This window comes from Actinoplanes sp. HUAS TT8, assembly GCF_051380535.1.
Classification (GTDB): Bacteria; Actinomycetota; Actinomycetes; order Mycobacteriales; family Micromonosporaceae; genus Actinoplanes.
This window is the reverse complement of sequence record NZ_CP195646.1, coordinates 5,470,900-5,487,966: the sequence shown is the minus strand read 5'-3', so window position 1 is coordinate 5,487,966 and position 17,067 is coordinate 5,470,900. Positions and strand designations below refer to the sequence as shown.

18 protein-coding genes and 1 pseudogene are annotated in these 17,067 nt (G+C 68.0%); 7 read left to right on the top strand and 12 right to left on the bottom strand.

What is annotated here, in order from left to right:
- Positions 1-261: 261 nt before the first annotated feature.
- Positions 262-630, bottom strand: a pseudogene (locus ACSHV8_RS24425) (NUDIX domain-containing protein); the annotation flags it as partial.
- Positions 631-746: 116 nt separating this feature from the next.
- Here ACSHV8_RS24425 and ACSHV8_RS24420 point away from each other — a divergent pair.
- The 3 genes from ACSHV8_RS24420 (at position 747) to ACSHV8_RS24410 (ending at position 4,418) form a co-directional block, all read left to right on the top strand.
- Positions 747-2,117 (top strand): hypothetical protein, encoded by a 1,371-nt coding sequence (locus tag ACSHV8_RS24420; protein WP_436536087.1) that lies wholly within the window; start codon positions 747-749, stop codon positions 2,115-2,117.
- A gap of 747 nt (positions 2,118-2,864) precedes the next feature.
- Positions 2,865-3,761 (top strand): NYN domain-containing protein, encoded by an 897-nt coding sequence (locus tag ACSHV8_RS24415; RefSeq protein ID WP_436536086.1) that lies wholly within the window; start codon positions 2,865-2,867, stop codon positions 3,759-3,761.
- 6 nt (positions 3,762-3,767) lie between these two features.
- The gene (locus ACSHV8_RS24410; RefSeq protein ID WP_436536085.1) at positions 3,768-4,418 is read left to right on the top strand and encodes a hypothetical protein; all 651 of its coding nucleotides are present in this window, start codon (positions 3,768-3,770) and stop codon (positions 4,416-4,418) included.
- 80 nt (positions 4,419-4,498) lie between these two features.
- On the opposite strand, the gene ACSHV8_RS24405 is transcribed toward ACSHV8_RS24410, so the two are convergent.
- The 3 genes from ACSHV8_RS24405 to ACSHV8_RS24395 form a co-directional block, all read right to left on the bottom strand.
- Positions 4,499-4,711 (bottom strand): DUF397 domain-containing protein, encoded by a 213-nt coding sequence (locus ACSHV8_RS24405; protein WP_436536084.1) that lies wholly within the window; start codon positions 4,709-4,711, stop codon positions 4,499-4,501.
- 85 nt (positions 4,712-4,796) lie between these two features.
- Complete coding sequence (locus ACSHV8_RS24400; protein ID WP_436536083.1) at positions 4,797-5,009, bottom strand: DUF397 domain-containing protein; 213 nt, start codon at positions 5,007-5,009, stop codon at positions 4,797-4,799.
- A complete protein-coding gene (locus ACSHV8_RS24395) occupies positions 4,999-5,889 on the bottom strand; it encodes a helix-turn-helix domain-containing protein (RefSeq protein WP_436536082.1) in 891 nt (296 codons plus the stop codon). Before ACSHV8_RS24395 ends, ACSHV8_RS24400 begins: the two co-directional genes overlap by 11 nt.
- Before the next feature lie 347 nt (positions 5,890-6,236).
- On the opposite strand from ACSHV8_RS24395, the gene ACSHV8_RS24390 reads away from it, so the two are divergent.
- From ACSHV8_RS24390 to ACSHV8_RS24375, 4 genes are read left to right on the top strand one after another with little or no spacing between them, the layout of a single operon-like run.
- Positions 6,237-6,551 (top strand): hypothetical protein, encoded by a 315-nt coding sequence (locus tag ACSHV8_RS24390; RefSeq protein ID WP_436536081.1) that lies wholly within the window; start codon positions 6,237-6,239, stop codon positions 6,549-6,551.
- Positions 6,548-6,673 (top strand): hypothetical protein, encoded by a 126-nt coding sequence (locus ACSHV8_RS24385; RefSeq protein ID WP_436536080.1) that lies wholly within the window; start codon positions 6,548-6,550, stop codon positions 6,671-6,673. Before ACSHV8_RS24390 ends, ACSHV8_RS24385 begins: the two co-directional genes overlap by 4 nt.
- Positions 6,674-7,066 (top strand): helix-turn-helix transcriptional regulator, encoded by a 393-nt coding sequence (locus ACSHV8_RS24380; RefSeq protein ID WP_436536079.1) that lies wholly within the window; start codon positions 6,674-6,676, stop codon positions 7,064-7,066.
- Entirely contained in the window at positions 7,059-7,700 is a 642-nt protein-coding gene (locus ACSHV8_RS24375; protein WP_436536078.1) for a nucleotidyltransferase domain-containing protein, read from the top strand. The genes ACSHV8_RS24380 and ACSHV8_RS24375 overlap by 8 nt, the downstream gene beginning before the upstream one ends.
- Positions 7,701-7,938: 238 nt before the next feature.
- Here ACSHV8_RS24375 and ACSHV8_RS24370 read toward each other — a convergent pair whose 3' ends face one another.
- The 8 genes from ACSHV8_RS24370 to ACSHV8_RS24335 are packed head-to-tail and all read right to left on the bottom strand — an operon-like array spanning position 7,939 to position 17,061.
- Positions 7,939-9,402 (bottom strand): cytochrome P450, encoded by a 1,464-nt coding sequence (locus ACSHV8_RS24370; RefSeq protein WP_436536077.1) that lies wholly within the window; start codon positions 9,400-9,402, stop codon positions 7,939-7,941.
- Positions 9,403-9,434: 32 nt separating this feature from the next.
- Positions 9,435-10,157: a hypothetical protein gene (locus ACSHV8_RS24365; RefSeq protein ID WP_436536076.1), complete on the bottom strand. Its 723-nt coding sequence runs from the start codon at positions 10,155-10,157 to the stop codon at positions 9,435-9,437.
- Positions 10,154-10,948, bottom strand: coding sequence for a hypothetical protein (locus ACSHV8_RS24360; protein ID WP_436536075.1), 795 nt, complete (start codon positions 10,946-10,948; stop codon positions 10,154-10,156). Before ACSHV8_RS24360 ends, ACSHV8_RS24365 begins: the two co-directional genes overlap by 4 nt.
- Complete coding sequence (locus tag ACSHV8_RS24355; protein WP_436536074.1) at positions 10,948-11,919, bottom strand: lysylphosphatidylglycerol synthase transmembrane domain-containing protein; 972 nt, start codon at positions 11,917-11,919, stop codon at positions 10,948-10,950. The genes ACSHV8_RS24360 and ACSHV8_RS24355 overlap by 1 nt, the downstream gene beginning before the upstream one ends.
- The gene (locus tag ACSHV8_RS24350; protein WP_436536073.1) at positions 11,912-12,475 is read right to left on the bottom strand and encodes a hypothetical protein; all 564 of its coding nucleotides are present in this window, start codon (positions 12,473-12,475) and stop codon (positions 11,912-11,914) included. Before ACSHV8_RS24350 ends, ACSHV8_RS24355 begins: the two co-directional genes overlap by 8 nt.
- Complete coding sequence (locus tag ACSHV8_RS24345; RefSeq protein ID WP_436536072.1) at positions 12,472-13,437, bottom strand: lysylphosphatidylglycerol synthase transmembrane domain-containing protein; 966 nt, start codon at positions 13,435-13,437, stop codon at positions 12,472-12,474. Before ACSHV8_RS24345 ends, ACSHV8_RS24350 begins: the two co-directional genes overlap by 4 nt.
- A 50-nt stretch (positions 13,438-13,487) precedes the next feature.
- Positions 13,488-16,019 carry a PEP/pyruvate-binding domain-containing protein gene (locus ACSHV8_RS24340; protein WP_436536071.1) on the bottom strand — a complete coding sequence of 844 codons (2,532 nt, stop codon included), beginning with the start codon at positions 16,017-16,019 and terminating at the stop codon, positions 13,488-13,490.
- A complete protein-coding gene (locus tag ACSHV8_RS24335) occupies positions 16,012-17,061 on the bottom strand; it encodes a Rieske 2Fe-2S domain-containing protein (protein ID WP_436536070.1) in 1,050 nt (349 codons plus the stop codon). Before ACSHV8_RS24335 ends, ACSHV8_RS24340 begins: the two co-directional genes overlap by 8 nt.
- Between the last annotated feature and the right edge of the window lie 6 nt (positions 17,062-17,067).

The window sequence follows — 17,067 nt, the reverse complement described above, 5'->3', positions numbered from 1 at the left end:
AGTGGAGAAAACGCAACCCACCAGGAAGCGCGCGACAGCTCGTCAAGTTGGGCGCCTGATCTCGGGAATCTCGCCTACGACAATGCTGCCCGAAAGGCGGGCGTCATTGTGGATGTTCCTGGCGACGGTGTCTTCAGCTTCCACCTGCGTCCTGAAGGCGGTAGTGCCGGCGACGAATGGACGGCGCCCCGCAGACGGCTCCACGCTGACGAGCTCCCGGTACGCGTCGGAGGCCAAGAACCGGGGCACGACCACGGCCTACGCGGCGCCGAACTCGAGGCCGGCAATCGTCACCGGGTCGACGAACCGCACCGCTGCCCCCTCGCCGCACACCACGTCCTCGTCGGCGGCGTCAGTGGCCGCGTAGAAGATCACGAACTCGCCGATCGTCCCGGGGCACGTCCCTGAGGGCAGCAGCTCCTGGGTGAACAGGGTGAGCTTGTCGTCCTTGAGGCCGGCCTCTTCGCCCAGCTCCCGGTGCGCCGCGACGCGAAAATCCACACCGTCGTCGACGTGCCCACCCGGCAGGTACCAACGGTGCGGATCGACCCGCGTGTTCCCATCCCTCAGCTGCAACAACAGCCGTCCGGCCGCGTCGACCAGGACTACGCCAGCGATGCGGGTATCCACTCTCGCACTCGTGGCCAGGCAGCCTAACGGCACCGTGCTGGCGGTCGGCAGAACAGCGGACCGGCCGTCGGCGGATGTCACCCGACGCGGCGACTTCGCCACCCCGGAGGCAGGTCATGCGCACGACGTCACCAGCACCCAATCACGCGCTGGCCGACCGGATCAAAGAGGCCCGCTGCAGTTACGACGCCCTGGCTGCAACCGTGCGGGTGGTCGCCAAGGAGAACCGGGAGACCGACCGCAGCACCCGAGCTTCCATCTCGCATTGGCTCTCGGGCATGCAGCCGCGGGACCGGACCGCAGAATATTTACGCGAAGCACTGTCACGGCACACCCGTAGAAGGCTCACGCTGGCCGACATCGGACTAACCTCGCCCGAAGAGGGAAGCTTCGACCAGGAGCAGGCGATGGGCGACCCGGTCGACGCCATCGCCAGATTGGGGCGGGCCGACGTGAACCGACGCACAATGATCACCTACTCGCTCGGCGCCCTACTTCTACCGCTCGACCAGACCGCCGAACACGCTGCCCAAGCTCACCGGGCCGCCCGCGGGACGAGCATGGTTGGCGCCGGCGAGGTCCAGGCAGTTAAAGACATGACCGCCGCATTCACCGCGGCCGACGAGCGCATCGGGGGCGCTCACGCCCGTAGCGCTGTCGCTGAATACCTGACCACGGACGTGGCCACTTACCTCAACAGCCGGTTCGCCACCGATGAAGTCCGCAGGCAGATGTACGGCGCGGCGGCACAGGTCGCCTACCTGGCTGGTTGGAAGGCCCACGATCTTGGCCTAGCCGGCCTCGCACAGCGGTATTACTTGCATGCACACTCCCTCGCGCAGGTCGCGGACCCTTACGCACATACCGCCTACACGCTGCGCATCCTCGCGCATCAAGCCATCGATCTCGGCCTCTCACAGCATTGCCTCGACTTGGCCGACGAGGCGCTCCGTCTGGTCCGCGGCCGTGTGGACCCAGCGATCGAAAGCCTCTTCGTGCTCACCCAAGCGCGAGCTCACGCCGCCGACAAATCACCGAGGCGAGCTGCGGGCGCTTTGCACAGGGCAGAAGTCCTCATCGGGCGTGACCGCGAGGACCAGCGGCCCAGTTGGGTGGCGCTGGGCGGTCCAGCCGAGGCCCGGCTTGCCCATCAAGCGGGCAAGACTCTGCAAGCGTGCGGAGACTTGCCCGCCGCTGAGGAGCAACTAACCCGTTCAGCAAGCGCATGGGATCCTGCTACCCATCCGCGGGTTTACGCCCTGACCATGGCGGACCTTGCGGAAACCCAATGCCGTGGTGGCCACCTCGACGCGGCGTGCACGACCTGGACAAACGCTCTCGACGCGATGGCCGGCGTCCACTCTGCTCGCACTACAAACGCGCTTCGATCACTGCGAGCACACCTCGCTCCTTACCGAAGGCGTGGTGCCCCCGCTGCTCAGCGACTCGATGCCAAGGCTGCCCAGATGATTCAAAGCGCTCGCTGACCCTTTTCGCAGAGGCTCAAGCGGTGTTAGCGGCGTCACCCAGCGATCCGAAGAGTCGATGCCGCCTATCGTGTGAGGCAAATTGTCGGCGATCGTTGCCCTCGACGCGAGTAGACAGTATGCGACGACCCTACCCAGGGGGTGCGTTTCTTCCTAGGTGACATTTGATGGTCGTCGATGTCTGCTCGTTGTTGTTGTGACGGCTCGTTACGCCCAGTGATGGCAGTGCGTGGTGATCCGTGGGTGGTCGGATGTCGGCGACCGCTTCAGTACGGGCACGACTAAATCAGTACGTTCCAGCGGCGGCGATCGGTTGAGGAAGCGAGTCAATCGCGCACTCGGCCCCGGGCCGCGGAAACGTGAAGTTGCCCTGAGCTGGTGATATGTCTTTGAGGGCGACTTTGAGTGCGAACGTCGCAGAGTGTACTCGTGACCACTAGTCATATGACTGCGGATCGGAAGGTTAGAGGTTCGGGTCCTTCGGGCGTACTTTTGAAAGACCGTGAACTGAGGAAACGCAGTCTCGCGATGATTCGCGCACAGCCCGAGGTGGAGCTGACCAGCCGACACCGCGGCGAACGGATCGAATCTAGGCCTTCGCTGTGGCAGCATCGCTGGGCTCCTTGTTGCAGGGAGTCTGGAGCGTTGCGTTCCGTTCGTCCGAGCCGCCCGTGCCGGCCCTGGTCGGTAGCCCGACGCTGACCTGGTGGCATCCTTTGGATCGTGAGGCCTAGGTGCTCCCTATACGTGGACGTCGGTTACCTGCTCAGCGCCGCAGCCGTGCGGGTGACCGGGACGTCGCTGCGCAACGGAATTCAGGTCGACTACGAATCGCTGGTCGACGGGCTCGTTCAGCAGGCCGAGAAGCTGTCGGAGCTGCCGATGCTGCGAGTCCACTGGTACGACTCCGCGAGAGACGGCGTACCCGACCCTCAACAGCAGCTCATCGGCGAGCTCTCCAACGTCAAGTTGCGGCTCGGCCGGTTCGGCGTGGAAGGTCAGCAGAAGGGCGTTGACCTGCGCATCGGCCTTGATCTTGTGGCGCATGCGCGTAACGGCGTCGCAGAGGTCTTCATCCTCGTCTCCGGGGACGACGACCTGACCGAGGCTGTCGAGGAGGCCCAGGTTCATGGTGTGCAGGTCTTCCTGCTCGCCGTTCCCAACGCCGAGGACAAGCCGCACGGCATCAGCCGGCATCTCATCCGTGCGGCCGACGGTCTCAAGATCCTCTTCCCGGAAACCGTCGACCAGACGGTGACGAAGGTCGAAGTGGCTCCGGCGGCGCGGTCAACGGTGGTGACACCGCAAGGAGGGCGGCCGCAAGCAGGCGTGCTCCGTCCGGCGTCCACGTTCGTGTCAGGCGCGGACCTTGACAGCGCGCCGCAGAGCCCGGCCGCCGATTTTGACGAGCAGGTCGACTCGGTGGTCAACCGAGTCCTGACGACTTTCCGCAGATCCGCCAGTGCGGGAGAGCTCGCGGCACTCACCGCGGGCAAGCCGTCGATTCCCCGAGACATCGACAAGGCGCTGCTGACCGACCTGTCGGATCGCCTCGGCGTCATCGACTTGGATGAAGCAGCCCGGCACAAACTTCGGGCGCAGTTCTGGGTGAAGTGCGATGAGACGTACGGGTCAGAAGGTTAGGCGACTTTGTCGCATTTCGGGGTTTACGTCTGCCTGTCGTCGGGATCGGAAGCGGACTGGCGGACGGCGGTCGGCGGGGCGCTGGCGCCCTACCGGATCGATGACGAGACCGGCTTGGGGGAGTGGGACTACTGGAACTCGTCCGGGCAGTTCCTGGTCCGGCCGGAGTACGTGGACGACCCGCTCATCGTGCCGAGCAGCCAATGGCCGGCCGATCCGCTCCGGTGCGACGGCGGTCCGAAGAAGGTGCTCGACCTGGCCGGGATGCGGACGGCAGCGCGGGACCGGGCTTACCAGGTGTGGGCCGCATGGCGTGAGGCGGTGTCCCGGCATCCTCCGGCCCGATCCATCGAGGAATGCGAGTCGCGTGCGGAGTACGAGGCACAACCCCTCGTCGCGGAGATCACCGCGCGCCGGGATGACGAAGACGATGTCCTCGCGCTGCTGCGGGCCACGGAGCTTGCCTACCTCGGCGACGACGAGCAGCGCTTCATCGACATGGCCGTCCAGGAAGCGCTACTGACGTATGCGCTGGTCACGGTCGACGGCCAGTGGTTCGACGTGGAGCAGACGCCGGACTTCACCGCGCTGCTCTGGCCGTATCTCGACGGGTTGCCGGACGACACCTTCATCATCGAGCTCGACTGCCACTCCTGAGGACGGATCGGCGGTCGACGACCTCCCCCGAGTTTGCTCGCGCCCGTCCCTGAATCGTGGGACGGGCGCGAGGCCTGGGTTCAGGGTTTGTCGAACTCGCCGTCGCGGGCGCCGGTGAGGAAGGCGGACCATTCGGCGTCGGTGTAGACGATTACTTCGGCACCAGGGCGCTGGCTGTGGCGGACCGCGACGTAGCCGGGCGCGTTCGGCAGTTCAAGGGCCACCTCGACACAGTTCTGGCTGCCGGACCGGGTCGACTTGCGCCATACCGCGTCTTTCAGGTCAGGACTCACGATCGTTCAGCTCCTTCAGCCGGTGGGAAATCAACCCTACTGAGCCCGCGGTGTCCAGCGGTCGGGACGGGCGCGAGGCCTGGGTTCAGGGTTTGTCGAACTCGCCGTCGCGGGCGCCGGTGAGGAAGGCGGACCATTCGGCGTCGGTGTAGACGATTACTTCGGCACCAGGGCGCTGGCTGTGGCGGACGGCGACGTAGCCGGGCGCGCCGGGTAGTTCGAGGGCAACCTCGACGCAGTTGCCGCTGCCGGACCGGGTTGACTTGCGCCACTCCGCGCCGGTCAGGTCAAGACTCACGATCGTTCAGCTCCTTCAACCTGTGGGACATCAACTCTATCGATGCAGCCTGATCCAAGGCGGCGGCGTCGATCCCCGCCCATACCTTTGTGTAGGTCTCGAGCTCGCGCGGCCGGTCGAGATAGATGCCGCCGGTCTGGCTTTCGATATAGACCGTGCTGGGGGGTGTGTTCCTGTTCTCGGTCGGAAAATCGAGAAAGACGAAACCGCCGGCACTGGATGCGCGATGCAATCCAGCCGAGAGGGGAAGGACCCGTAGGGACACGTGCGGGAGCTCGGTCGCCTTCAACAGGTGCCACACTTGCGCCCGCATTACGCCTCCGGGCAGCTCGGCCAGCAGGACCGGCTCCGCGATGATCGCTTCCAGCCGGGGTGGTTGAGGAAACGACCGGGTGAGCTGCCGTTGGCGCGAACGTCGAACCTCGGCGCGGGCCGCTGACTGGTCAGCCGGCAGATCAGGCTCGATCGCAAGGATCGCCGTCTCCATGTAGGCGTTCTCTTGGAGTAGGCCGGGCACGAGCCACGGTTCGAAAGTTCGAATGTGATGTGCGGTCTGCTCGAGCGCGACGTAGAGCTCGAACCAGGCCGGAACGGCATCTCCGAATGACTGCCACCAACTCTTGGATTTGGTTTCAGCCGCAAGCTGTTCCAGGACCATCCGAGTCGTCGGTGGCAGCCGGTAGGTCATGCACAGGACGGTCACCTTGGCCTTGGGGGTGGACACGGTGCCTTGCTCGATGCGGCGGAGGCTCTGGACTGACTGGCCGATTGCCTCAGCCGCCTCGACCATCGTGATGCTGGCATCCTCGCGAGCTTTCCGCAGAGCCAGCCCAAGCGTCCGCCGAGGGATGTTGGAGCCTGCGACATCGGAAGCTAACACGTCCGTCCCTTTCCACGTTAAATCAGCCTGGGTTACACGGTGGAAGGGTCCGCTTGGCTTTCTGGTAGGTCAAGACTGCAACTTGCACATTTGCTCTGATTAATTGAGAAAACGCTGCTCAGGGCATTGCTGAGTGTTGCCTGTCAAGGTGAGCATCGGTACCCGCAAGAGTCAATTGACTTCGGGAGGATTGCGATGCTGGCCATGATCGCGATAGCGGGAGCCGTGATCGGATTGATCGGTGGGCTCTCCATCGGACGCAATCGGGGCCGCTGGTGCCCCGGCTGCGGTCGGACGCTCGACTGCGCGGTCTGCCACACCGTGCGTACGGGAGCAAGGTCTTGATCTTGAGGCTTGGGGCGGACGCGGCGAACCAATTGCTCGCGGCGTTGGCCGCTCTTCACCGGGAAGGGCCGGGTGGGCTGCGCGTCTGTCGGCCGCTGTTCGCCGATCTGCTCGGCTGGCCGGCCGACGCGCCCGGCATCTGTGTGGCGCTCGAACGCGACTTCCCGGGCTGGCTGGTGTGGCATTACCCGGCGTCAATGGCGTGGCCGGACAGGTGGGCCGCGGTTCGTGAGACCGGCGGGCAGGAGCCGGTCAGCGCGATTACCCCGGACCAGTTGAAGGCCGAGATTTTGGCCGATGTGAACGAGGGCCGATGATTCCGCAAAGCGATCTTGCTGCCGCGCTGACGGCAGTCGGCATCGGCGCCGAGGATGCGCTGCGCCGTTTTCTGGGCCGGATGAATGACGCGCGCCTCGAACCGCTGAACGGTGGTGAATAGGTGGACGTGCATCTCAAACCGATGCTGATGGGAAGCCGTGAAATCGCCGAACGGCTCGGATTGTGCCGTCAGCGCATCCAACAGTTGGCCGACCGGCCGGACTTCCCGGCGCCCTATCAGGAACTGAGGATGGGTCGCGTCTGGTGGCGGTCGGACGTGGAGACGTGGATCAGGGGCCGGCATTCCGGCGGGACCACCGACGAGCCGGGTGACGACGTCGCGCGTGAGTTGGCGGAACGATTGGCCGACCACCTCGCGTACCGAAATCTGATTTTCATCGAGAACGATCAGATCGAGGCCCTCGCCAGAACACTGCGACTTCTGCTCGGCGCGGCCGGCGTCGAAACGAGCGAGGGGCCTTCGATTCCGCTGTTAGATTTTGGCGATGAGTGAGCAACTGCCCGCAGGTGGTCACCAGCTCTCGCCGGCCGAGATCGACGCGCTGGGTGCTCGGTGGGCGTCGTGCTGGACTCCGAACGAGGTCGCAGAACACCTGGCCGGCACGGCGGCGCCCTGGTGCGTGGCGGCGGGTTGGGCTTTGGACTTGTTTCGCGGCGAGCAGACACGCGAACACGGTGACATCGAGATAGCGATTCCGGCGGTGAGCTTCCCCGATATCCGCGGCCGTTTTCCCGGATACATCTTCGACACTGTGAGCGACGGCCGAATCTGGGAGGACGCGACACCGGACGAGCTTGCGGCCACGCATCAGACCTGGCTGCGCGACCCGGTGACCGGCAATTATCTGCTGGACGTTTTCCGGGAACCGCACCAAGGCGACACCTGGATCTGCCGGCGTGACGAGACGATCCGACTTCCGTACCGCGACATCATCCACCACGCCGAGGACGGCGTTCCATACCTTGCGCCCGAGCTGGTTCTGCTGTTCAAGGCCAAGCATGTACGCCCGAAGGACCAGGCCGACTTCGACGGGACCGTCCCGCACATGAGCTCGGAGCAGCGCGCGACCTTGGCTGAGCTGCTCGCTCGCGTGCACCCAGGGCATCGCTGGCTTGCCGGCCTGTGACCCCGCAGTCGATTTGGCGTGCTCCGGTGGTTGCCGGTCCGGCTCGCATCCTCGACCGATCGCGTTCGGCGGGGCGGATCTTTGTCACCTCCGGCCTCTCCCGGTCCGTCGGGCAAGACGTACACGCTCGATGACGGCCAGGGTTTCAGCCGGCTTACCGCTGGCGCCAGGTAGGTAGGTCGGCGGCGACAGGTCGCCGGCCGGGCGTGGCCGTCACACCCGGCCCGGCCGGGGGTCCTCAACTGGTACGGATCCGCGGCTTCCGGCGGGTCAGCGCCAGCACCGTGCCGCCCTCGGGCGCGAGCAGAGCCTCGTTGGTGTAGTGCACCGGGACGTCGCTGATCGACGTGAAGGCGAAAGCACGCGCCAGCACGGCGAGCACGAGCACTGTTTCGGTCAGGGAGAAGCGCATGCCGTAGCAGATCCGCTGACCGCCGCCGAACGGGAACCAGGCGGACCGGTGGATGCGGCCGGCGGTGTCGTCCAGCCAGCGGTCCGGCCGGAACCGGGCCGGCTCGGGCCAGAACCGCGGATCGCGATGGGTGACCCAGGCGCTGACCCAGATGTCGGCGCCGGCCCCGATGGTGTGATCACGCAGCTCGAGTGGCGCGTCGGCCTTGCGGGGCAGCATCGCCACGACCGGGAACAGCCGCAGTGTCTCCTTGACGCACGCCTCGGTGAAGCGTAGCCGCGCCACGTGCTCGAACCCGGGCTCCGCGTCGCCGATCACGTCGTCCAGTTCGGCGTGCAGCCGCTCCAGGACCTCGGGGTGGCGCGCCAGCAGGGCAAAGGCGAAGCCCAGGGTGTTCGCGGTGGTCGCGTGTCCGGCGACGTAGAGGGTGTGGATCTCGCTGCGCAGTTGGCGTTCGTCCATCGGCCGGTCGTCGTCGTCGCGGGCGTCGAGCAGCATCGCCAGCAGGTCGGGCAGGGTGTCCGGTCCGTCGGAGCCGACCCGGGGCCGGCGACGGCGGTCGACGGCCCGCATGATCAGCGTCTCCACCCGAGCCGAGGCCCGGCGCAGGCGCAGACGGTGCGGGGCCGGCATCCAATAGGGCAGCAACCCGGGCAGACCGGTGTACTCGACCTCCTCGAATCTGGCCATCTCGGCCAGGGCGTCGCGGATCTCGTCCCCGTCGGCCCGCCCCACCTCGGCGCCGAACAGGCTCTTCACCGCGATCTGGGCGGTCAGCTGGACCATGTCCTGGTGAACGTCCCGGACCTGGCCGTCCTGCCATCGGCCGGCCAGGTCGGTGGCGTAGCCGACCATGGTTCTCGCGTAGCCGCTGAGCCGCCGGGCGTGCATGGCCGGCTGCGCGAGACGGCGCTGTCGCTTCCAGAGCTCGCCGTTGCTGGCCGGCAGGGCGCGCGCCCCGAGCAGGTCGGCGTACTGGATGAAGCCTTCGGTGAAACCCTTGCGCAGGGCGAAGTTGGTGGCGCTGAGCACGGTCGCGACGTCGTCGGGGTGGAAGACGCAGTACTGGCGCTTTCCGCCCAGCGACCAGGCGGCCAGGTCGCCGTAGGTGTCGTGCAGGTCCGTGACGAACGCCTGCGGGTCCGCGGCGAACCGAGGCAGGTCACCCACCAGCGGCCAGGGACGGGTCCCGGGCACGTCGTCGGGTTGGGCGGGTCGGCGCAGCGGATCCGCGATCCGGTCGAGTGTGCCGGTCCGTTGCGGGCGGGAGGGCGGGGTCGGGCTGGGCACGGAAGCTCCTTCGGGAGTCAGCGACGGGCGGGTCAGATGTGCCGCCACGGCCGGATGTCCGCCGCCTTCAACCGGCGATAGAGCGCGACGGTGTAGATGATGTCGGCCACGAACACGACGAGATAGAGATAGTTGATCAACGGGGTCAGCGGGTAGGAGTTGTGCCGGACACTGTCCGCCCAGAAGGACCAGAAACTGTCCGGCCACGCCTGGGTGGTGCTGGTGGTCACCGTCAGCGCGGTCGCCAGCCAGGCGAAGAAGGTGCCGAAGAACTTGGCGATCGCGATGTAGAGCGACTGGCCCCGAGGGCTGTCCCGGCGTACCAGAAGAACCAGGAACAGCACGGACATCAGGCAGTTGACACCGAATCCGGTGTACTCGCCGTCAGGATCGTGAAATTCGAAAAAGCCCAGGTAGACGATCGGGTACGCGACGACGACCGCGATGAGGGGCAGGAATCGGGCGTACCTGGCGACCGACGGCAGATCGCGAAACTCCCGCGGTGCGTATCGGCAGGCCTGCCACAGGATGACCAGGTCCACCACGAGCCAGGCGATGCTGAGGGTGTGGATGTGGTCGGCGAAGGGATTGATGAACAGCCCGTACGCGGCTTCCCAGGAGAGGTTCGCGCCCAGTGCCACGATCGGCATGCCGTATGTCCGGTCCCGGAAGCCACGGTGGATGATCCCGGCGTACGCGATCAACCACCACAGTGTGCAGATCACGCCGGTCACCACGACCACCTGGGAAGTCATGCGAGGCCCTCCGTCATCACGTTGTGGCTGTCGGCGCGGACCGGGTCCGGGATCCGGTCGATCTGCGTGCGGTAGCGGCGCAGGCACAGCGTTGCCACGGGCACTCGCCGCCGGTCGGGAAGCTCGCTCAACCGTTCCTGGAACAGCCGCTCGTAGCGGGCGGTCTCGGCGCGGAGCCGTCGTGGCGCGTCCGGCCCGTAGAGACGGACAAACGCGTCGTAGGCGTTGAAGTTCCCGGTGCGGACGTCGTGCTCGTAATGCGCGAGATCGTTGCCGATGTCGGCGAGGACCTCGACCGGCCACAGCAGATCGAGCATCGGCTGGTCGACCGGCCGGCCCGACAAGGGATAGATCATCGCGTGCAGCAGTCGCAGGTCGGAGGAGCGCAGTTCCACCAGCCGCAGGACGGTCTCGTGGTCGGCCGCCCCGTGCGCCGTGACCTGGTTCTCCAGCCGGACGTACCGTTCGCCCTGGTCGAGCTGGTGGCCGACGGCGTCGTCGTAGGCACCCAGCCGGCGCAGCAGCGCGGCGAAGGCCTGCTTGTAGCGCACCAGTTTCCGGTAGTCCTGGTTGTCGTCGGCCTCGAGGGCGATGTCGCGGGTGTGCTCCGCCACCGCGTCGACCCGGTAGACCAGGAATTCCACCAGGAACAGGACAGGACCGCACCGGATCCGCTCCCATCTGGACAGGGCCAGCGCGGGGAAGTACAGATCCCGGGCGAAGTCGCGGAAGATGTCGCGCGACTTGGTGAGCGCTTCGCGCGACGCCCGCAGCTTGTCCCACGGCTTCATCAGGGCTTCCTTTTCGGAACGGCAACAGGGGTCGGGGTACGTCTGGTGGTCCGTCGGACGGCCAGATAGTGCAGCTGGAACGGCAGGCCGGCGACGATCTGCGGCATGGCCTGCTGAGCGTGGAAGACCAGGGTGAACGCCAGGGCGAGGTCGGGGGCGACACCGAGCAGGCCCAGCGAGTACAGCGCCCCGGCCTCGAAGGTGCCCAGCTGGGCGGGAGCGGAGGGCAGGGCGTTGGCGAAGTCGATGAAGAACAGGACCAGGATCGCCGCCGCGAACGACAAGTTCACGTGCAGCGCGCGCAGCACCACGAACGCGGCGGCGGCGTCGGCGAGCTCACCCAGCAGGATCCACGCGGAGGCGAGGGTGAAGCCGCGGCGGTCGCGCAGGAAGTACATGCCGTCGACCAATCCTCGCAGGAACTTCGGGAGTCTGCCGCCCGGCCTGCGATGAGCCACCCAGACGAGCAGCAGCAGGTGGAGGATCATGGCCGCGTTGATCGCCAGCACGACGCCCAGCGTCCAGTCCGTGGTGGCCAGCAGCAGGGGGGTGGGCAGGGCCAGCAGCGCCACTCCCACGGCGCCGATCGACTTCTTCAGCACGATGAGGGCGGTGGTGACGGTCACCGGGACTTCCTCGCGCTTGAGCAGCCACAGCCGCATCACCTCACCGGCGCGGGCGGGGGTCAGCGACGACGCCGCCTGAGCGGCCAGTTCGTAGCAGAGCAGAGTGCCGAACCGGACGGGATGCCGGGCGCCTAGCATGGCCTTCCAGCTGGCCGCCCGGACGAACTGAGCGCCGATGTTGAGCAGCACGGCCGTGGCCAGCAGCCGATAGTCGGCGTCGCGCAGAGCCGCGGTGAACTTGCCGACCTCGATCTCGCGCAGGAAGTGCCAGACGACGAAGACGGTGGCCAGCACGAAGAGCAGCCGGACGGCGAGACCCACCCGGCTCTTGGTCCGCTCATTCATCCGGGTACGCCACGGTCGGCAACCGGCTCGATGCGGCGCCACCAGGCCACATCAGCCGTTCCGCCTCGTAGAACTTGAGCAGTGCCGACTCCCGGATGCCCAGGGACGAGCGGATCTTCTGCAGCGGCTCGTCCCACAGCTGGTCCCACCGCACCGCATTGAGGGGCTGGATCTCCTGGTGCTGGGCGAATTCGACGGCCATGTCGAACAGCAGCACGTCGCTTTCCCTCAGCTGCCACGGACCGCGGTACAGGTGCCGGGCGGCCAGTGTGAACAACTGCCGCTGCCAGCCGGCCACCCGGCCGGTCGAACCCATGGTGACGCCGAGGACGAACGCCTCGTCGGCCGACGTGGTGCCCCGCCCGAGCGTGATGTGCACACAGTCGTGGCCTCGCAGGTCGATGGCACCGGGCAGGGCGACCGGGCTGGCCGGGTTCTCCAGCAGGCGGACGTACCAGGGCACGACGGAGGCATCGTCTCCGGGCATGGCGGCGTACGCCTCGCCCAGCGTCTGATCCCCGTCGAAGCTGGGCACCCACTCGGACAGTGTTGTCACGATCTTCTCCTTCGGTTGGCCACGGTGATCCGCAGCGGCAGGCCGGCGATCAGCTGCGGCAGGTTCTGCTGCGCGTGGAAGACCAGGGCGAAGGCTGCCCCGGCCTCGAGGGGGACGTGCGCGAACTCCAGGCCGAGGAGTGCGCCGGCCTCGAAGGTGCCCAGGTTGACCGGGGACACCGGCAGGCTCACCGACATGTCGACGAAGAACAGGACGAGCGCGGCCGCACCCACCGACACGGACACGTGCAGGGCGGACAGGACCACCGCGGCCGCCACGGCATCGATCAGCACCTCCAGCATGCCCAGAGTCAGCAGCAGAAGGAGCGCCCGGGCGTCACGCAGGCAGAAGAGACCGGGGGTGAGCCGGCGCAGCAGCCGCGGCACCCGGGCGGCACCGTGGCGGCGAGCCAGCAGCACCAGCCAGCCGACGAGGGCGATGGTCACCACCGTCGACAACCACAGGTAGGCGGTCACCCGGATCGGCAGGCCGGTCAGCACCAGGGGCGCGGCGACGGCGAGCACCCCGATCCCGGCGGCGCGCACGATCCGGCGCAGGCTCGTCAGGGCGGCGGTGGCGGCGGGCGGGACGTCCGCCCCGGCGAGAAGTCGCGCCCGCAGCGGGTCCCGGCCCATCGCCACGTCGGCGAAGGCGGTGGACTGGGCCGCGAACTCGTAGCGCAGCAGCAGGCCGAACGGCAACCGGCGCAGCGGGTGCAGCATCGCCGACCAGCACCCGGCCTGGACGACATGCACGGCCAGGTTCAACCCGGCCGCCAGCACCAGCAGTGGGATCACCGCACCGCTGAACCGGTGGCTCAACTCCCGCGGGTCGAGGTGGGGCACCAGGAAGAACAGCGGTGTCGTGGTCGCCGCGAACCACAGGAGCCGGAACAGGCGACGCCACCCCTGCCGCCCGGGGGTCACCGCGGGGCGGGAACACGCGGCTGTCATCTCGCTCATCGCCGCTCACCCCGGCACGAGGTCGAGGCGGGTGCGGTGTCGGGCGGGCATCAGTACACCAGCCCACGGTCGCCGTCGACGGTGACGACCTGGCCGTCCCGTATCAGTCTGGTGGCGTGATTGGTGCCCATGACGGCGGGGATGCCGTACTCGCGCGCCACGATCGACCCGTGCGAGAGCGTGCCGCCGGTGTCGGTCACCACCGCTCCGGCGATGCTCAGCAACGGCGACCAGGCCGGAGTGATGAAGGAGGCCAGCAGCACCTCGCCGGCCTGAAGCTTGGGGAAGTCCTCGACCGACGTGATGAGCCGGGCCGGGGCCGTGATGCGTCCCGGGCTGACCGGCGAGCCCTTGATGCCCGACGCGTGGTCCGTCGGATCGCCGGACTTCCCCTCCTGGCCGAGGAAGGCGAGCGGGATCAGGTCGAAACCGGCGAAGACGAGTTGCAGATCCGGCGGGACGAGCGGCGGCGGGATGAGGCTGCGCCGCTGCGTCCGCAGGTTCCTGCGGTCGGCAATCCTGCGGTCCCCGGCGGCCGCGCGCGGACCGTCGCCGCGCAGTTCCGCCGCCAGCTCGCCGCCGGTGAGGTAGAAGACGTCGTCCGGCTGGCCCAGGCGGCCGTCGGCGACCAGACGCCGGCCCAGCTCGAGGTAGCCGCGTCGCATGATCGGCCAGCCCTGAGTGAAATGGAACAGGGCCTCGTCCCGGACAGCCGCGTAGCGCCGGTTCAGGCGCAGCAGAAGATGCAGAAGATTTTTGCGTACGGGATGGGTGCGGAGCCGGGCATCGATCCGAGCCAGTTCCGTGTCGCGCCGGTCGGCCAGCGACTGCAGTCGCGCCGCCGGGTCCGGGGTGTCCCCGGTGCGGTAGCCGTCCAGGGCGGTGCGCAGCGCGGTGCCGTCCTCGGCCGGTGTCGGCTCGACGAGGTCGAGCTGGTACACCTGGTGCCCGTACTCGGCGAGCAGCGCCTCGAACCCGTCGTCGTCGCCGCCGGCGCGCGCGAGCCGCCACAGCGCGGCCTCCATGTCGGAGGTTCGGGTCGGGTGTCCCTGCAGCAGCTGCGCGAGGTCGGGGGGCGAGGGCACCGGCCGGACCAACGCCGGGTACAGCTTCTCCAGCAGCAGCTCACTGACGTTCCAGTACCAGGCCAGGCCGCCCAACATTGCCCAGTAGATGCCGCTGAGCTCGGCCGCCTCGTCGATGACGTCCTGGATCTCGTGGTTCTCGAGATCGCGCAGGTCGCGCCGGCCCAGCTCGGCGATCCGGGTGAGGTGGTGGGGCAGCAGCACTTTGCGCCAGTGTGACTCCAGCCGGGACAGGTGGAAGCGGTAGAAGCTGACGATCAGCATGACGGTGCGCACCGGGTACTTGTCGAGCGGGAAGTCCAGGCGCAGGTAGGCGTAGCCGTTGATCGATCCCGCCATCGGTTCGGGTACCAGCGGACCGGCGAGCCAGTCGGAACCGGACCAGTTGCGCCGCCACCGGTCCACCAGCCGGGGAAACAGGGTCGTCTCGAACAGCGGGGAGAGCGGCTCGGGCAGCCATGAGTCGCAGATGCTGATCCGCGCCCAGGCCGCGCGATCGACGGGGCTGGTCCAGTCGGCGGCCGGGGCCGGAGCAAAGGCGCGGGTCAGGGGCCGGGCCTGCAGGATGGACAGTTGCCCGTCGTGCACGGCCCACTCGACGTCCTGCGGCGCGCCGAAGTGCCGGGCCACGTGGAGCCCCAGCCGGGCGAGCTCGGTCACCTGCTCGGTGCCGAGAGAGACGCTGGAACGTCGGCCCGGGTCGGTGCCGACCAGTTCGGTCCCGGTCGCGGTGGTGGTGACCAGATGGGCCTTGCTGCCGATCTCCGTGCGTTCCACCCGGTCGGCGGCGGGGGACACGAAGAAGCGGTCGGGATCGACCTGACCACTCACTACGGCCTCGCCCAGCCCCCAGGTCGACTCGATGATGATCGGCCCGGTCTGGTCGCCGGGCCCGGAGGTGACGAACATGACGCCCGCCGCATCAGCCGGCACCATCACCTGGACGACGACCGCCATGGCGGCCTCGGCGTGGGATATGCCGGCCCGCGCCCGGTACAGGACGGCCGGCACCTCCCAGAGCGAGGCCCAGCAGGTCCGGACCGCGTCGGCGAGCCGCGCGGCCGACCGTACGCCCAGCTCGGTGTGATACTGCCCGGCGAAGCTCGTGCCGGCGGTGTCCTCGGAGGTCCCGGAGGACCGCACCGCGACGCTGCCGCCGGCCGGGCACAGCTCGTGCCAGGACCGTTCCAGTTCGGCCAGCAGGCCGGCGGGCAGCTCGATGCCCTGTACGGCCGACCGCAGCATCGCGGACATCTGCTGCATCGGCTCCCAGGCCGGCGCCCCCTGCCCGGAGTCCGGGGCCGGGATCGCGGTGAGGCGCTCGAGCAGCGGGGCCAGGACCGGGGTGACGACGGCGTGGTAGGTCGAGATGGGCAGGCAGAACCCGGCGGGGACGGGCAGACCGGCACCGATCAGGTCGCCGAGGTTCGCTGCTTTGGCGCCGGCGGTGGTGGCGTCGACCGCGCGCAGCTCGTGCAGCGCGATGAGGTCAGGCATCGTCGGCCACCCGGTCCACCCACTGCTGGTAGTACTTGCGGAAGGCCAGCACCCCGTGGTCGCCTCCGACGTAGATGCCGTGCCGGTCACCGCGCTCGATCGTGTTGAACAGCGGGATGTCCTGCTGCGAGGTCATCGTTATCTCCGGCCGGTGCAGGACGTAGTTACGCAGGTCCCGCCAGCGCGCGCCGGTGCGGGGCAGGGCCACCGCGATGTGCTGGATGGTCCGGTTCGGTCCCAGTGGCGAGGCGGCCAGCAGCATCCGGTATTGCAGGCGCCCGTCGGCGAAGTAGCTGATCCGCTGGCCGCTGGGCCAGCCGTCCACCCGCAGGACGAACTGCTTGGCGTTGGTGCCGAGCAGACGGGTGATCATGCCGAGCTGGCCGCTGTACGAGGGCCAGGTCAGCTCCGCGCCCAGCCAGGCCTGCGTCGCGACGGGGGGACCGTGGTCGGCGGTGGCGCCGGGATCGTCGAGCATGCGCAGCTTCGTCGATCCGTCCACTTCGAGCCCGTGCAGGGCCACGAGATGGTCGGGATCGTAGGTGTTCTCCAAGATCCTGCGCACTGTTGCGCGGGTGTCGTCGGCCATCCGGAAGCCCGTGGGGTACCCGGTCGCCGTGTCCAGGGCGGGGAAGGACGGCAGCGCGAACATCGGCTCGCGGCTGCCGTACCACACCCAGACGTAACCGTGCCGCTCGACTGCCGGATAGGTCCGCAGTCCGGGCCGGGCCGAGGCGTCACCGGCCGGCGGTGCGGCCACGCAGCGACCGGTGTCGTCGAAGCGCCACCGGTGAGAAGCGCATTGCAGGTCGCCACCGGTGACCCGCCCTTCGCCGAGACTCGCACCGAGGTGGGGACAATGCCCCTGGGCCACGACGGGCTGCCCGGTTGTGTTGCGCCAGGCCACCAGATTCCGGCCGAAGAGGGTCAGCTGCCGCGGGCCCTTCCCGAGCTGATCGGACGGAACGGCCACGTACCAGCTCGCGGGAAGGTCGAGACGCTGCGCAGCGGTCGATTTTTCGGTGGATGCCTGCTGGGTCATGATGCT

Coding starts and splice junctions, on each gene's coding strand:
- ACSHV8_RS24355 (WP_436536074.1), bottom strand. CDS start 11,919: ATGAATGAGCGGACCAAGAGCCGGGTGGGTCTCGCCGTCCGGCTGCTC.
- ACSHV8_RS24360 (WP_436536075.1), bottom strand. CDS start 10,948: ATGAAGCCGTGGGACAAGCTGCGGGCGTCGCGCGAAGCGCTCACCAAG.
- ACSHV8_RS24365 (WP_436536076.1), bottom strand. CDS start 10,157: ATGACTTCCCAGGTGGTCGTGGTGACCGGCGTGATCTGCACACTGTGG.
- ACSHV8_RS24420 (WP_436536087.1), top strand. CDS start 747: ATGCGCACGACGTCACCAGCACCCAATCACGCGCTGGCCGACCGGATC.
- ACSHV8_RS24340 (WP_436536071.1), bottom strand. CDS start 16,019: ATGCCTGACCTCATCGCGCTGCACGAGCTGCGCGCGGTCGACGCCACC.
- ACSHV8_RS24345 (WP_436536072.1), bottom strand. CDS start 13,437: ATGAGCGAGATGACAGCCGCGTGTTCCCGCCCCGCGGTGACCCCCGGG.
- ACSHV8_RS24385 (WP_436536080.1), top strand. CDS start 6,548: ATGATTCCGCAAAGCGATCTTGCTGCCGCGCTGACGGCAGTCGGCATC.
- ACSHV8_RS24375 (WP_436536078.1), top strand. CDS start 7,059: ATGAGTGAGCAACTGCCCGCAGGTGGTCACCAGCTCTCGCCGGCCGAG.
- ACSHV8_RS24335 (WP_436536070.1), bottom strand. CDS start 17,061: ATGACCCAGCAGGCATCCACCGAAAAATCGACCGCTGCGCAGCGTCTC.